The 13,986-nt window shown below is 66.1% G+C and carries 13 protein-coding genes and 1 tRNA gene; 6 read left to right on the top strand and 8 right to left on the bottom strand.

The window, feature by feature from the left end; translation table 11 throughout:
* Positions 1-23 precede the first annotated feature (23 nt).
* Complete coding sequence (gene lipB / locus G4Z14_RS16745; RefSeq protein WP_164627789.1) at positions 24-692, bottom strand: lipoyl(octanoyl) transferase LipB; 669 nt, start codon at positions 690-692, stop codon at positions 24-26.
* A gap of 141 nt (positions 693-833) precedes the next feature.
* Between lipB and G4Z14_RS16740 the strand changes: the two genes are divergently transcribed.
* From G4Z14_RS16740 to speB, 6 genes are all read left to right on the top strand, one after another.
* A tRNA-Leu gene (locus G4Z14_RS16740) sits at positions 834-920 on the top strand.
* Positions 921-1,455: 535 nt separating this feature from the next.
* A complete protein-coding gene (locus G4Z14_RS16735) occupies positions 1,456-2,553 on the top strand; it encodes an ABC transporter ATP-binding protein (protein WP_164627788.1) in 1,098 nt (365 codons plus the stop codon).
* Positions 2,554-2,625: 72 nt separating this feature from the next.
* Positions 2,626-3,693, top strand: coding sequence for an ABC transporter substrate-binding protein (locus tag G4Z14_RS16730; protein WP_164627787.1), 1,068 nt, complete (start codon positions 2,626-2,628; stop codon positions 3,691-3,693).
* Positions 3,694-3,795: 102 nt separating this feature from the next.
* On the top strand, positions 3,796-5,049 hold the full coding sequence (locus G4Z14_RS16725; RefSeq protein ID WP_164627786.1) for an ABC transporter permease: 1,254 nt from the start codon (positions 3,796-3,798) through the stop codon (positions 5,047-5,049).
* 11 nt (positions 5,050-5,060) lie between these two features.
* Positions 5,061-6,032 carry an ABC transporter permease gene (locus tag G4Z14_RS16720; RefSeq protein ID WP_164627785.1) on the top strand — a complete coding sequence of 324 codons (972 nt, stop codon included), beginning with the start codon at positions 5,061-5,063 and terminating at the stop codon, positions 6,030-6,032.
* A 16-nt stretch (positions 6,033-6,048) separates the two neighbouring features.
* On the top strand, positions 6,049-7,005 hold the full coding sequence (gene speB, locus G4Z14_RS16715) for an agmatinase (protein ID WP_164627783.1): 957 nt from the start codon (positions 6,049-6,051) through the stop codon (positions 7,003-7,005).
* 36 nt (positions 7,006-7,041) lie between these two features.
* On the opposite strand, the gene G4Z14_RS16710 is transcribed toward speB, so the two are convergent.
* The 7 genes from G4Z14_RS16710 to G4Z14_RS16680 form a co-directional block, all read right to left on the bottom strand.
* The gene (locus G4Z14_RS16710) at positions 7,042-7,983 is read right to left on the bottom strand and encodes an AEC family transporter (protein ID WP_164627781.1); all 942 of its coding nucleotides are present in this window, start codon (positions 7,981-7,983) and stop codon (positions 7,042-7,044) included.
* 10 nt (positions 7,984-7,993) lie between these two features.
* Positions 7,994-8,797 (bottom strand): MBL fold metallo-hydrolase, encoded by an 804-nt coding sequence (locus G4Z14_RS16705; RefSeq protein WP_164627779.1) that lies wholly within the window; start codon positions 8,795-8,797, stop codon positions 7,994-7,996.
* A gap of 1 nt (position 8,798) precedes the next feature.
* A complete protein-coding gene (locus tag G4Z14_RS16700; RefSeq protein ID WP_164627778.1) occupies positions 8,799-9,602 on the bottom strand; it encodes a TatD family hydrolase in 804 nt (267 codons plus the stop codon).
* Between the two features lie 98 nt (positions 9,603-9,700).
* Positions 9,701-10,831, bottom strand: a complete 1,131-nt coding sequence (locus G4Z14_RS16695; protein ID WP_164627776.1) for a DNA polymerase III subunit delta' — start codon at positions 10,829-10,831, stop codon at positions 9,701-9,703.
* Positions 10,828-11,457 (bottom strand): dTMP kinase, encoded by a 630-nt coding sequence (gene tmk / locus G4Z14_RS16690; RefSeq protein ID WP_164627774.1) that lies wholly within the window; start codon positions 11,455-11,457, stop codon positions 10,828-10,830. The genes G4Z14_RS16695 and tmk overlap by 4 nt, the downstream gene beginning before the upstream one ends.
* Positions 11,457-12,632 carry a D-alanyl-D-alanine carboxypeptidase family protein gene (locus tag G4Z14_RS16685; protein WP_164627773.1) on the bottom strand — a complete coding sequence of 392 codons (1,176 nt, stop codon included), beginning with the start codon at positions 12,630-12,632 and terminating at the stop codon, positions 11,457-11,459. The genes tmk and G4Z14_RS16685 overlap by 1 nt, the downstream gene beginning before the upstream one ends.
* A 16-nt stretch (positions 12,633-12,648) precedes the next feature.
* Positions 12,649-13,695, bottom strand: coding sequence for an SPOR domain-containing protein (locus tag G4Z14_RS16680; protein WP_164627771.1), 1,047 nt, complete (start codon positions 13,693-13,695; stop codon positions 12,649-12,651).
* Positions 13,696-13,986: the final 291 nt, after the last annotated feature.

Here is a 13,986-nt window from a genome sequence, read left to right as displayed (position 1 = left end):
TGTTCCAAGGGGGCGCGCGGGTCTCAGACCGGGCAGCTTGCGGTCATCGCTTGCTCGAAGGTCTTGCGCAGCGCGATGTCCAGATCGGCCATCGTCACCGGCAGGCCAAGATCGACAAGGCTGGTCACGCCGTGGTCGCGGATGCCGCAGGGCACGATGCCCGAGAAGTGCGACAGGTCGGGTTCGACATTGATCGAGATGCCGTGAAAGCTGATCCAGCGGCGCAGCTTGATGCCGATGGCGGCGATCTTGTCCTCGGCCGGCGTGCCGTCGGGCAGGCGGGGCTTCTCCGGGCGGGTGACCCAGACGCCGACGCGGCCGGGCCGAATCTCGCCGCGCACGTTGAACTCGGCCAGAGCCGCGATCACCCAGTTCTCCAGATGTCGCACGAAACAGCGCACATCCTTTTCGCGGCGGCTGACATCCAGCATGACATAGACGACCCGCTGGCCCGGCCCGTGATAGGTGTATTGCCCGCCGCGGCCGACCGGATGCACCGGGAACCGGTCCGGCTGCACCAGGTCGGCGGGCTTGGCCGAGGTGCCAGCGGTGTAGAGCGGCGGGTGTTCCAGCAGCCAGACCGCCTCGGGCGCCTGGCCGTGCTGGATGGCGGCGACGCGCGCCTCCATGGCTGCAAGGGTCTCGGCATAATCCGACAGGCCCGGCAGTGTCGTCCATTCCACCTGATCCATGCCACCCTCCCGGCCTGCGCCCGCCAGAGATGCCGCGCGCGACAGCGGAATGCAACGCGGGCGCGGCAAGAAGTTGCAGAATCCCCCTTTTCATCCCCGACCCTTGCAGCTAAACACCGCTTCACCCGAGGCCAGATCAGTGCGGATGTGGCGGAATTGGTAGACGCGCAGCGTTGAGGTCGCTGTTCCTTAACCGGAGTGAAAGTTCGAGTCTTTTCATCCGCACCAATCGGCCTCGGGTTTGATCCTTCGCCTTCGGGTCAGCCAAACTCCTGAAAATTCGACGTAAAGTTGCCGCGCTTGCCGCGGCCTGTCTGCATTGCGCCAACCCGTGCCGGCCCGCCGCCGCCTGCGGAAGCGGCAAGGCGGGATCGGCACCGCCCCCCTGTCCGGCGATCAGACGGTCCATGCGGCCCCTGCGTGCAGCGACTTCTGCCCTTCGCTTCACCACGGGCTTGGCCGGTCTGACCGCGGCGCATGCCGTTTGCGTCAGGGAATCGTTTTTTTCCGACCGGTCAATTCCCGTCAGGAAGCAGAGTTTCCGGTGGCTGAAAATGACAAGGCTACAGTCGATTCTCCTGCGCTTGGGTTTTTCATATGCCGTTCTGCGCGACAAATGGGGCGTAAAATGCCCGATCATCCCGCAATCGACGTGCATGCTGAAAGGCGACGAATAGTTGATTGCAAACGACACCTGCATTGGCTTAAGTCGAAGCAAGACAAGCGCAGGGCAGCTGCCGGACAGACGGGGAGATTGACTGGGATGACCAGCCAGAACGACGCTTTCGTCGCATTTGAGCATGTTCAGAAAAGCTATGACGGGGTCAGCCTCGTCGTAAAGGACCTGAACCTTTCGATCGGCAAGGGCGAGTTCCTTACGATGCTTGGTCCGTCCGGCTCGGGGAAGACAACCTGCCTCATGATGCTGGCGGGGTTTGAAACCGCCACGCATGGCGAGATCCGCCTTGACGGCAAGCCGATCAACCAGGTGCCGCCGCACAAGCGCGGCATCGGCATGGTGTTCCAGAACTATGCGCTGTTTCCGCATATGACGGTGGGCGAGAACCTTGCCTTCCCGCTGGAAGTCCGCGGCATGGGCAAGGACGAGCGCGAGACCAAGGTCAAGCGCGCCCTCGACATGGTGCAGATGGGCAATTTCATCAATCGCCGCCCGGCCCAGCTTTCGGGTGGCCAGCAGCAGCGTATCGCCCTGGCCCGCGCGCTGGTGTTCGATCCCAAGCTGGTTCTCATGGATGAACCGCTTGGCGCGCTTGACAAGCAGCTGCGTGAACACATGCAGTTCGAGATCAAGCACCTGCATGAAACGCTTGGCATCACCGTGGTCTATGTGACCCATGACCAGGGCGAAGCGCTGACCATGTCGGACCGGGTTGCGGTGTTCAACGACGGCCGCATCCAGCAGCTTGCCCCGCCCGCCGATCTTTACGAGCGTCCGGAAAACAGCTTCGTCGCCCAGTTCATCGGCGAGAACAACAAGCTGCCCGGCGTGATCGAGGAGCTGACCGGCGACAAGGCGCTGGTGCGTCTGGCCACCGGCGAGCTGATTGACGCAACTGCCGTCAACGCCAAGGAAAAGGGCGGCAAGACGCTGGTGTCGATCCGCCCGGAACGGGTGGAGTTCAAGGCCGAGATGATGCCCGAGGGCGCCCATATGATCGACGCCGAAGTGCGCGAGATCATCTACATGGGCGACATCCTGCGCGTGGTCCTGCGCGTGGCCGGGGCCGATGGCTTTGTCATGAAGATGCGCAACACGCTGGGGCAGACCCGCCTCGACCCCGGACAGAAGATCAAGGTGGGCTGGCATCCGCAGGACGCCCGCGCGCTTGATCCGATGTAAGGCCAAAAAAGGCCGCCGCCCGTTCTGCAGAGGGGCGGAAAATTTCAACTGAAGACCAACTGGGAGCAAAGAATGAAGAAACTTCTCGTTTTGACCACCGCGCTGACCAGCCTTGCCTTCGCGGCAAACGCTGACGTCACCGTGATGTCCTGGGGCGGCGCCTATGGCGAAGCCCAGACCGAAGCCCATGTGAAGCCCTGGGCTGCCGCCACCGGCAACGCCGCCGTCATGGTCGACAGCGACAACCCCGCTCCGGCACTCAAGGCCATGGTCGAAGCCGGCAACGTCACCGTTGACGTGGCTTCCGTCGAATATGCCGACGCCGTGCGTCTGTGCGACGAAGGCGTGCTGGAGCCGATCGACCCGGCCACCGTCAAGCCCGGCGCCGATGGCACCGCCGCTGTGGACGACTTCTTCCCCGGCGCGATCACCGAGTGCGGCGTTGCGACCGACATCTGGGCGAACGTCTTTGCCTATGACACCACCAAGTTCCCGGAAGGCCCGAAGACCGTCGCCGACTTCTTCGACCTGACCAAGTTCCCGGGCAAGCGCGGCCTGCGCAAGGGCGCGAAAGCCGTTCTGGAACTGGCGCTGCTGGGTGACGGCGTGGCTCCGGCCGACGTCTATGCCACCCTTGGCACCCCCGAGGGCGTGGACCGCGCCTTTGCCAAGCTCGACACCATCAAGTCGGAAGTCGTCTGGTGGGAAGCCGGCGCTCAGGCTCCGCAGCTGCTGGCTGACGGCGAAGTGGCGATGACCACCGCCTACAACGGCCGTATCTTCGGTGCCGCGGTCGGCGAGGGCAAGCCCTTCCAGATCGTCTGGGATGGCCAGATCTACGAGAGCGAACTCTATGTCGTTCCGAAGGGCGCCCCGAACAAGGACCTGGCGATGGACTTCATCTCCTACGCCACCTCGACCGAAGGTCTGCGCGCTCAGGCGTCGAACATCTCCTACGGTGCGCCGCGCAAGTCGTCGAACATCGAGCCCATCATCTACAAGGATGGCAAGACCGACATGGCTCCGCACTCGCCGACCAACCCGGCGAACATGGCCAACTCGCTCCTGACCTCGTCCGACTTCTGGGTCGACCACGACGCAGAACTGAACGAGCGCTTCCAGGCCTGGCTGAGCCAGTAATCCGGACAAAGCGGCAGGGGCCGGACTGGCCCTTGCCACGGCAAGACAAACCGGGCGCGGAGGCAACTTCGCGCCCGACCCCCAAGTGATGAGGGAACGGCCATGGCTGAAGCTTCCACCGAATTGTTGACCACCGCAGATGGCCGCCCGCTGAAAGAAGCGCTTGCCATTGCGCAATCGCGCGCCAAACGCCGCGCCTTCCTGCTGGTTCTGCCGCTTCTGCTGTTCGTGCTGCTGACCTTCCTCATTCCGATCGGCTACATGCTGAAGCGTTCGGTCGAACATGACGGCTTTGCCAGATCCGCCCCCGCCCTGGTGGAGTGGTTCGAGGCAAACCCCGGTTTCGATTACGCAAACCCGCCCGAAGAGGCCTATGCGGCGCTGGTGAAGGATCTGACCTTCATGCAGACCGAAAAGCTGACCGGCCTTTCAGGCACGCGTATCAACTATACCGTGCCGGGCACGATCAGCCTGTTCAAGGCTGGCGCCCGCGCCGCCAAGGACCTTCAGGCCCCTTACAAGGAAGCCCTGCTCGCCGTCGATGCCGAATGGGCGCGTCCGGCGCTGTGGCGCGGCATGGAGGCGGCCTCGTCGAAATTCACCACCGAATTCTACAAGGTCGGCACCGACAACAAGCTTGGCGACAACGGCTGGGAGCGGGGCGGCGACAAGGACCGCATCTATCTCTACCTGTTCTTCAAGACCTTCCTGGTTTCCGGCATCATCACCGTGATCTGCCTCTTGCTGGCCTTCCCGGTCGCGCATCTGCTGGCGGTGCTGCCGATGTCGCGCTCCTCGTTGCTGATGATCCTTGTCCTGCTGCCGTTCTGGACCTCGCTTCTGGTGCGCACGACTAGCTGGATCGCGCTCTTGCAGGAGCAGGGCATCCTGAACGATCTTCTGGTCTGGCTTGGCGTGGTCGGCGACGACAACCGGATCGCGGCCATGTACAACATGACCGGCACCATCGTCGCCATGACCCATGTGCTGTTGCCCTTCATGATCCTGCCGCTTTATTCGGTCATGCGGGTCATTCCGCCCAGCTATGCCCGCGCCGCCCGCTCGCTCGGGGCAACCTCGTGGACCACCTTCCGCCGGGTCTATCTGCCGCAAACCCTGCCGGGGATCGCCGCCGGCTCGCTGCTGGTGTTCATTCTGGCGGTCGGCTACTACATCACCCCCGCCCTTGTCGGCGGCGCCGATGGCCAGCTGATCTCGAACCTCATCAGCTTCCACATGACGAAATCGAACTGGTCGCTGGCCGCCGCTCTGGCCGCGATGCTTCTGGCCGCCATCCTGCTCTTGTACTGGCTCTATGACCGTCTGATCGGCATCGACCGGCTGAAACTGGGCTGAGGAGACATATCATGGCACTTCCGACCTACGCCTCGCCGCTGGAGCGCACCTGGTATTACACCTATCTGGTGATCTGCGCGCTGATCTTCATCTTCCTGATCGCCCCGATCCTGGTGGTCATTCCGCTGTCGTTCAACGTCGAGCCCTACTTCACCTTCACCGAGAAGATGCTGACGCTTGATCCGGAAGGCTTCAGCCTGCGCTGGTATGACACGCTGCTGACGCTGGGGCATTCGACCCCCGACGGCGTGCGTGACAGCGCCTGGTGGTCCGAAGTCTGGCACCGGGCAACCTGGGTGCAGGCGGCGAAGAACTCGTTCTGGGTCGGGCTTTGGGCGACCATTCTGGCCACCGTCCTCGGCACCATCGCGGCGCTTGGTCTCAGCCGCCCGGAAATGCCCTATCGCCGTCTGATCATGGCGCTGCTCATCAGCCCGATGATCGTGCCGATCATCATCATCGCCGTCGGCATGAGTTTCTTCTACGCTCAGGCCTGTGTCGATCCGACGACGGTTTTCGGCGCGGTGATCGGGGTGTTCCTGTCGGAAAAGGGCTGTCTGGTGAACTCGCATCTGGGCGTCATCGTCGCCCACGCGGTCTTGGGCATTCCCTTCGTCATCATCACCGTGACGGCGACGCTGTCGGGCTTTGACCAGTCGCTGATCCGCGCGGCGCATTCGCTGGGCGCCAACCCGCGCACGACCTTCTTCAAGGTGGTCATGCCGCTCATTCTGCCGGGCATCATCTCGGGCGCGCTTTTCGCCTTCGTCACCTCGTTTGACGAAGTGGTGGCGGTCCTGTTCATCGCCGGCCCCGACCAGCAGACCATCCCGCGCCAGATGTTCAACGGCATCCGCGAGGCGATCTCGCCGGCGATCCTCGCCGTCGCAACGATCCTCGTGATCATCTCGATCCTGCTCCTGACCTCGGTCGAACTCTTGCGCCGCCGGTCCGAACGCCTGCGCGGCGTGACGCCGCGCTGATCGAAGGGGCAGGGATATGGCTGGCGGCTATGAAAGCGGGCGGCTGAACCTGCCCTTCGTCGGGATCTCGACCTTCGGCAAGCGGCCCTATGTCGAGGACTGGTCGAAGATCGACGCCGAAGTGGCGGTCTTGGGGGCGCCGTTCGATTTCGGCACCCAGTTCCGCGCCGGGGCCCGCTTTGGCCCCCGCTCGGTGCGCGAGGCCTCGACGCTGTTCAGCTTCGGCCATGCCGGGGCCTATGACCACGAGGACGACTGCACCTACCTGCCGCAATCGGTGCGCATCGTCGATATCGGCGACGCCGACATCATCCACACCGACACCGTGAAAAGCCACGCCAATATCCGCAAGGGGGTAGAGGCGATCCTGAAGGCCGGCGCCCTGCCGGTGGTGATCGGCGGCGACCATTCGGTGAACATCCCCTGCATCGAGGCCTTCGCTGGCCAGGGCGATATTCACATCCTGCAGATCGACGCCCACCTGGATTTCGTCGACGAACGCCATGGCGTGCGGGTTGGCCACGGCTCGCCCATGCGCCGGGCGGCGGAGAAGGAGTACGTCAAGGGCATCACGGCGCTCGGCATCCGCAACGTGTCCTCCACCGCCAAGGACGGCTATGACGCCGCCCGCAAGATGGGCGACGATATCCTTTCGGTCCGCCAGTTCCGCGCCTTGGGCGCCGAGGCGGTGGCCGCGCGCATCCCCAAGGGCGCGCGGGTCTACCTGACGCTCGACATTGACGGCTTCTGCCCCTCGATCGCGCCGGGCACCGGCACGCCCAGCCATGGCGGCTTCCTCTATTACGAAGTGCTGGAGCTTTTGCAGCATGTCGCCCGCAACCATGAGGTCGTGGGGATGGACCTTGTCGAGGTGGCGCCGGATTACGACCCGAGCCAGTCGACCCAGATCCTCGCGGCGCAGGTTCTGTTGAACTTCCTCGGCTTCATCTTCCACGCCAAGGGGTTCCGCTGAGCCTCCTCGTCGCCTGCGGCGCTCGTCGGGCGATCCTCACGGCAGGATGTGCAGCCAGCCCCAAGTCGTCAGGATCGACAGCCCCGTCGCCACCAGCACCGCGCTGGCGTTCACCCGTTTGCCCACCCCGTACATATGCGCGAACATATAGGCGTTGACCCCCGGCGCCATCGCCGCCGTGATGGTGACTGACCGCAGCCCGTCCACGCCAAGGCCAAAGCCGAACCGCGCCAGCCCATAGGCAATGGCCGGGTGCAGCACCAGCGAGCAGAGCGTCACCATGGCGATCAGCCCCTTGTCGCCCTCGGGCCGATAGCGCCACAGGACGCCGCCCAACCCGAACAGCGCCGCCGGCAGTGCCGCCCGCGCCATCATCTCCACCGCCGCCTCCAGCACGCGCGGCTGCGGCACGCCGCTCAGGTTCACCACGAAGCCCGCCGCAAGCCCCAGCACCAGCGGCTGGGTGAACACGCCGCGCAGCACCTGCTTGGCAAGGTCGGCATGGGTCCGCTCGGGATTGGCCCGCGACCGCGCCCATTCCATCATCACGATGCCGAAGGTGTAGATCAGCGGCGCATGGATGCCGATAATGGCGAAATTTCCCGCCAGCGCCTCGGGGCCATAGGCGCGCTCGGTGATCGGCACGCCAAGGAGCAGCGAGTTCGAGAAAGTGCAGGCAAAGGCGATGGAGACGGCATCGGTCATCGGGCGGCCAAAGACGGCCCGCGCGCCAAAATAGCCAAGGCCAAAGCAGGTGAAGGCGCCGATGTAGAACGACAGCAAGAGCCCCGGCGCAAAGGCCGCGCTTAGATCCAGCGCCGCGACGTTTTTGAACAACAGGACCGGCAGGGCGAAGCTCTGGGCAAAGCGCATCACCCCGTCGACCGCGCTGTCGGAAAACAGCCTGCGCCAGGCGGCCAGCCAGCCAAAGCCGATCACCACGAAGACCGGCAGGATCACGTCGATCAGCGCGCTCATCGGGGCTTGCTCACGGCAGGTTGTCGAAGGTGATGACCATGCCGTCATAGGCCGGGCGGATATGCGGCGGCAGTTCGGCCTCGAGCGTGGCGTAATCCATGTCGAGATGCATGTTGGTGATGACTGCGCGGCCCGGCCGCGCCCGGCCGATCCAGTCCAGCGTCATCGCAAGATGGGCATGGGTTGGATGCGGCTTGCGCCGCAGCGCGTCGACGATCCAGCAGTCAAGACCCGCCAGATGCGCCCAGGCCGGCTCGGGGATTGCCACCACATCGGGCAGATAGGCCAGCCCGCCGATGCGGAACCCAAGCGCCGCCATGGAGCCGTGATCGACTTCGAACGGCTGGAACGCAATCGCCCCGCCTGCGCCCGTTACCTCGAACGCCTTGCCGATGGTGCGCAGGTCCAGGATCGGCGGGTAGGGGCTGCCCGCGGGCTGCACGAAGGCATAGGCAAAGCGCGACAATAGCGCCTCCTGCGTTGGCCCGTCGGCCCAGACCGGCAGGCGATGGCGCAGGTTGAAGACGATCTGGCGCAGGTCGTCCAGCCCGTGCACATGGTCGGCATGGGAATGGGTGTAGACCACCGCGTCCAGCGCGCCGACCCCGGCATCGAGAAGCTGGTCGCGCATGTCGGGCGAGGTGTCGATCAGCACCCGCGTCACGGCTTCGCCCTGCACCCGCTCCACCAGCATCGAGCAGCGGCGGCGGCGGTTCTTCGGGTTCGTGGGGTCGCAATCCCCCCAGTCGCCGCCAATCCGCGGCACCCCCCCCGACGAGCCGCAGCCCAGGATGGTGAAGCGCAGCGTCGCCATCTTACGCCGCCTTGGCCGCAAGGGCGGCCTTGCGGAACAGCCGATCGAAGTTTGCGGTGGTGGCGGCGGCAAATTCGGCCTCGCTCACGCCGAAGACCTGCGCCCCGGTGCGCGCGGTGAAGGCGGTGTAGGCCGGTTCGTTGCGCCGCCCGCGATGCGGCACGGGGGCCAGATAGGGGCTGTCGGTTTCCACCAGAATGCGGGCCAGCGGCGCACGGGCAAAGATCTCGCGCAATTCGCCCGATTTCGGAAAGGTCGCAATGCCCGACATCGACAGGTAGAACCCCATCTCCAGCGCCGCCTCGGCCAGCCGCGCGCCTGACGAAAAGCAATGCATCACGCAAGGATAGGGCTTCGCCGCCATACCCTCGGCCAGAAGGCGCTCCATGTCGGCATCCGCCGCGCGGGCATGGATGATGAGCGGCAACTGCGTCTCCTGCGCCGCCTCGATATGCACCCGCAAGGACTGCTTTTGCACCTCGGCGCTGTCGGGCGTGTAGTGGTAATCCAGCCCGGTCTCGCCAATCCCCACCATCTTCGGATGCCGGGCGAACGCCACCAGCTCCGCAACCGTGACCGGCGCGGCCTCGGCAACGCTCATCGGATGCAGGCCGACGGCATAGAACACGCCCGGATGCGCTTCGGCAATCGCCCGCACCTTCGGTTCGTTCGGCAACCTGGTGCAGATCGTCACCATCCGCCGCACACCCGCCGCGGCGGCCCGGGCGATGATGGCGTCCACCTCGCCGTCGAAATCGGCGAAATCCAGATGGCAGTGGCTGTCGACAAGCTCTGGCGGCGTCACGTTCAAACTCCGGGGCCTTTCCGCTTCATCTGTTCCCAAATATCCCACGGGGGTCCGGGGGTGTGAAACCCCCGGGCGGGGGCCGCAAGAGAACAGCTTCAGGACGATCGAGACAGGGCCGCCGCCGTCTCGTCGATCTTCAGAAGCATATCCATGAGAAGCGCGGCAGGGTCAAGGTTCACCGCCCTTGCCCGCCGCGCCCGGATGCCAAGGCTTTGCGCCAGATCGGCCCAGCCGCGCGCGGCGATGGGGTGGGGGGAGAGGCGTGTGATCAGCGCCGCCTCGCCCGGGGCGGCCTCGGGCGGGCAGTGCCCGACAGTACCGGCGCGGGCCAGCCGGGCGAGGAACAGATCAAGCAGCGAGACGATGAGGTCGAACTGCGCCTCGGCCCCGCGCCCGGCGCCTGCCTCTGCCAGCGCCAGCGCCTGCACCCGGTCCAGCCGGGGCAGGCTGGCCATCAGCTTCACGATCCGGGCATAGAGGGACAGCCCTTCGAGGTTGGTCATGCGAAACGCCTCGCCCACCGAGCCGCCCGCGAGTTCGGCAAGCGCCGCGCGGTTTTCGGGCTCCACCTCGCCTCCGGCCATGGTCAGCGCGTCCGACAGGGTTTCCGCCGATAACGGCCCCAGCCGCAGCTCGCGGCAGCGCGAGCGGATGGTCGGCAAGAGCCGCGCCGGCTGGTGGCTGACCAGAAACATCGTCACCGCTTTCGGCGGCTCTTCCAGCAGCTTCAGCAGCGCATTGGCCGCCGCCGGGTTCATCTCGTCCACCGCGTCGATGATCGCCACCCGCCGCCCGCCATCGGCCGCCGAGAGGGTGAAGAAGCTTTTCATCTTCCGCACCTCGTCGACCGAGATCACGTCCTGCAGCTTGGCCTTCTTTTCATCCCAGGCCCGGCGCAGCAGGAACAGCCGCGGTTCCGACAGGGCGGCGATGCGGCGGGCGACCGGATGGTCGGCGGCAATCCCCAGCGTCTCGGGCGGCGGCGGGGCGAACATGCCGCCGTCATCCTCGGGCGCGGCCAGCAGGAACCGCGCCAGCCGCCAGGCCAGCGTCGCCTTGCCGACGCCGCGCGGACCCGAGATCAGCCAGCCATGGTGCAGCCGGCCCGCGTTGAAAGCCTGCAGGAAGGTCGCCTCGGCCCCGGATTGCCCCAGCAGGGTCTGCGTGGCGCGCGGATGCGGCGCGCCCTCGATGACATCGGGTTCGGGGATGTCGGGCGCGCTCATCGTCCGGCAAGCCAGCCCGTCGCCACGGCCTGCACTTCGGCCGCGACCTCGGCCTCGGGGCGATTGCCGTCGATCACCCGGAAACGGGCAGGGGCCTGCGCGGCCAGTGCCAGAAACCCGTCCCGGACGCGGCGCTGCACCTCCAGACCCATATCCTCGAACCGCATTTCCTTGCCGGCCCGCGCAGTGGCCCGCGCCAGCCCGGCCTCGGGCGGGATGTCGATCAGGAAGGTCAGGTCGGGTTCCACCCCGATCATCAGCGTGTGCAACTGGTCGACCGCGGCGGCAAGATTGCCGCGCGTCAGACCCTGATACATCCGAGTTGAATCGGCAAACCGGTCGGTGATGACGACTTCACCGCGCGCCACGGCGGGCCGGATGGTCTTTTCCAGATGGTCGCGGCGCGCGGCGGTGAACAGCAAAAGCTCGGTCTCGGGCGACCAGCGGTCGGGGTCGCCCTCCAGCACCAGACGGCGGATCTCCTCGGCGCCCGGACTGCCGCCCGGCTCGCGCGTCAGCGTCACTGCGCGGCCCGTTGCCCGCAGCGCGGCGGCCAAGAGCCGGGCTTGGGTAGATTTCCCCGATCCGTCAATGCCTTCAAAGGACAGGAACGCGCCGTTTCCCATCAGCTTGCGGGTGCTTCGCTGCCGAAATAGCGGGCTTGCAACACCTGCGCCGCCGCCTTCATCCGCACCATGAAGCCGCCCTTGGCCACATCGGCTTCCGCCACCAGCGGCACGCGCTGCGGGCCAAGTTCCGGCACGTCGATCACCAGCTCCGCCAGCACCGTGCCCTTGGCAATCGGCGCTTCCACCGGGCCTTGATAGACCACCTCGCCCTTGAGCGTGCCATGGGCGACGGCGGGCACCAGCAGCCGGATGTCTTCGGCCGGCACCAGCCCGACCGTTTCGGCCTCGCCCAGATGTACCGGCGCCTCGGCCAGCCGGGTGCCGGCCTTGGTCGTGGTCTTCAGGGCGAATTGCCGGAATGCCCAGGAGGTGATGCGCTCTGCCTCCTCGGCGCGCGCCTTGTCGCTTTCGGTGCCGGCAAAGGCAAAGATGATCCGCCGCTCGCCTTGCTTGACGCTGCCCACCAGCCCATAACCCGCCTCGGCGGTGTGACCGGTCTTCAGCCCGTCCGCGCCGATGCCCAGCTTCAGAAGCGGGTTGCGGTTGTTGGCATTCGCCGGCGCGCGGTCCTTGTAGTTGTACGAGGTCTGGGCAAAGAGCGGATAATACTCCGGAAATTCCTCGATCAGGCGCCGGGCCAGGATGCCCAGATCCTTCATGCTCATCTTGTGGGTCGGATCGGGCCAGCCGCTGGAATTGGCGAAATTGGACTGCTCCATCCCCAGAATGCGGGCGCGTTCGGTCATCTGGGCGGCAAAGGCCTCTTCGCTGCCGGCGAGGCCCTCGGCCACCACGATGCAGGCGTCATTGCCGGAATTCACGATCATACCGTGCAACAGGTCTTCCACGGTTGGCCGGTCGCCCTCTTGCAGATACATCGTCGAGCCGCCGCGCGCGGTCATTTCAGTGGCCCGCGACGAGACCGAAAAGGTGGTGTCCAGCGTCACCCGCCCATCGCGCAGCGCCTCGAACAGCATGTTGATGGTCATCAGCTTCGACATCGAGGCCGGCGGCACCGGCACATTGCCATCCTTGTCCATCAGGACCGTGTGGGTCGTCATGTCATAGACCCAGGCCGAGCGGGCCGCGGTGTCAAAGCCAAAGGCCGGCAGGGCCAGAAGGCTGGCCGCAAGCGCGCCGCAAAGCGAGGAGCGGAGGGAAGAATACAGCATGGAGCCTCCTGTCGGGTCAGCCACGTTTCAGCATGTAGGCATCGGCAAACCCGGCCGCCTTCACCTTGGCCAGCGCCTCCGACCCGCCGGCGGCGGTGACCGACCAGAAGGCCTTGCCCTGCGATGTCTCGGCGCGGACCGTGGCGGCAACGCCCGCCTTGGCCAGCGTGTCAACCGCGCGCTTGGCATTGGCCTCGACCGAGAAGATGCCGATCTGGATCAGCCCGGCTGCAGCCGGCGCTTTCGCCGCCGGCGCCGCGGCGGCAGGGGCCGGTGATGCCGGAGCGGTTGCCGTGGGGGCCGTCGTGGCCGCGCCCGCGTCAAGCGGCTGCGACGTCACCACCGGGGCCACCGGACCGCCCGTCACCTTGGGCTTTTTCTTGAACAGGCTGAACCCCTTGGACTTGGGGGGCGTCGGCGCCGCAGCGGCCTCCCCGGCGGCGGGCAGGGCGGCCTCAACCCCCGGCGCTGTCGGATCAGTCGCTTCGGTCTCGACGGTCTCGGCCGCATCCAGCAGCGGTTTGGAGGCGTCGGGCGCCGTCACCGGCGCCTCTTCGCGGCGCAGGGCCGTGACGCCGATCTTGCCGGGCTGGCCCGCCAGCAGGCCAAGGGCCGCGGCGGCGTCGGACGAGATCTGCAAGGCCGGGCCGGGGTTGTCGCGCTCGCGCCGGAACAGCGCGCCGATGACGAACTTGCCATTCTCGGCGTTGCGCAGGATCACCCGCTCGGGGTCCACGGCATCGGGCGAGGCAACCCAGACCCCCCCCAGCGAGGGCCGGCCATCCCAAAGGGCCATGTCGGTGACGGAAAACACCTCGGGCGCCTCGACATCGCGGTCGACAAGCTTGACCGATTTCGCGGCCCCTTTCACCGGCCTGGCCGCGGCATCCGGGGCCACTTCGCCTTCGGCACCGGCCGGCGCATCCAGCGCTGCCGCAGCCTCTGGCGCCGCATCGCCCGGACCCGCCGTCTTGCCGAAGGGGCTGCCTTCGCCCTGACATCCCGCCAGAAGGGCGGTTGCCGATACCACAAGTAGAACCCGCGCGAGTGCCGTGCCTGCCATGCTCAACGTCCTATATCGCGCGTTCTGCTGGCGCGCTTCTGAAGGCCTGCCCGGTTTCGGAAACAAGGCGACCCGATTGATTTGCGCCATGATACAGAAGCCCCGCGCCGCAGGGAAGGGCAAGGCTGCGCCTCGGCGGAAAACCCTTCGTGAGCCCCATTGCCCCGCCCTTTCAGAATCGCCGCGAACCCGCTAAGCCCGCCCGAACGGAAGTGTGGCCGAGTGGTTTAAGGCTCTGGTCTTGAAAACCAGCGTGGGGGGAACTCCACCGTGGGTTCGAATCCCACCGCT

It is taken from the genome of Tabrizicola oligotrophica (genome assembly GCF_011008935.1).
GTDB classification, from domain to species: domain Bacteria; phylum Pseudomonadota; class Alphaproteobacteria; order Rhodobacterales; family Rhodobacteraceae; genus Tabrizicola_A; species Tabrizicola_A oligotrophica.
This window is presented reverse-complemented; position numbering and strand designations above follow the sequence as displayed.

Coding starts and splice junctions, on each gene's coding strand:
- speB (WP_164627783.1), top strand. CDS start 6,049: ATGGCTGGCGGCTATGAAAGCGGGCGGCTGAACCTGCCCTTCGTCGGG.
- G4Z14_RS16720 (WP_164627785.1), top strand. CDS start 5,061: ATGGCACTTCCGACCTACGCCTCGCCGCTGGAGCGCACCTGGTATTAC.
- G4Z14_RS16705 (WP_164627779.1), bottom strand. CDS start 8,797: ATGGCGACGCTGCGCTTCACCATCCTGGGCTGCGGCTCGTCGGGGGGG.
- G4Z14_RS16710 (WP_164627781.1), bottom strand. CDS start 7,983: ATGAGCGCGCTGATCGACGTGATCCTGCCGGTCTTCGTGGTGATCGGC.
- G4Z14_RS16685 (WP_164627773.1), bottom strand. CDS start 12,632: ATGCTGTATTCTTCCCTCCGCTCCTCGCTTTGCGGCGCGCTTGCGGCC.
- lipB (WP_164627789.1), bottom strand. CDS start 692: ATGGATCAGGTGGAATGGACGACACTGCCGGGCCTGTCGGATTATGCC.
- tmk (WP_164627774.1), bottom strand. CDS start 11,457: ATGGGAAACGGCGCGTTCCTGTCCTTTGAAGGCATTGACGGATCGGGG.
- G4Z14_RS16730 (WP_164627787.1), top strand. CDS start 2,626: ATGAAGAAACTTCTCGTTTTGACCACCGCGCTGACCAGCCTTGCCTTC.
- G4Z14_RS16735 (WP_164627788.1), top strand. CDS start 1,456: ATGACCAGCCAGAACGACGCTTTCGTCGCATTTGAGCATGTTCAGAAA.
- G4Z14_RS16680 (WP_164627771.1), bottom strand. CDS start 13,695: ATGGCAGGCACGGCACTCGCGCGGGTTCTACTTGTGGTATCGGCAACC.
- G4Z14_RS16725 (WP_164627786.1), top strand. CDS start 3,796: ATGGCTGAAGCTTCCACCGAATTGTTGACCACCGCAGATGGCCGCCCG.
- G4Z14_RS16695 (WP_164627776.1), bottom strand. CDS start 10,831: ATGAGCGCGCCCGACATCCCCGAACCCGATGTCATCGAGGGCGCGCCG.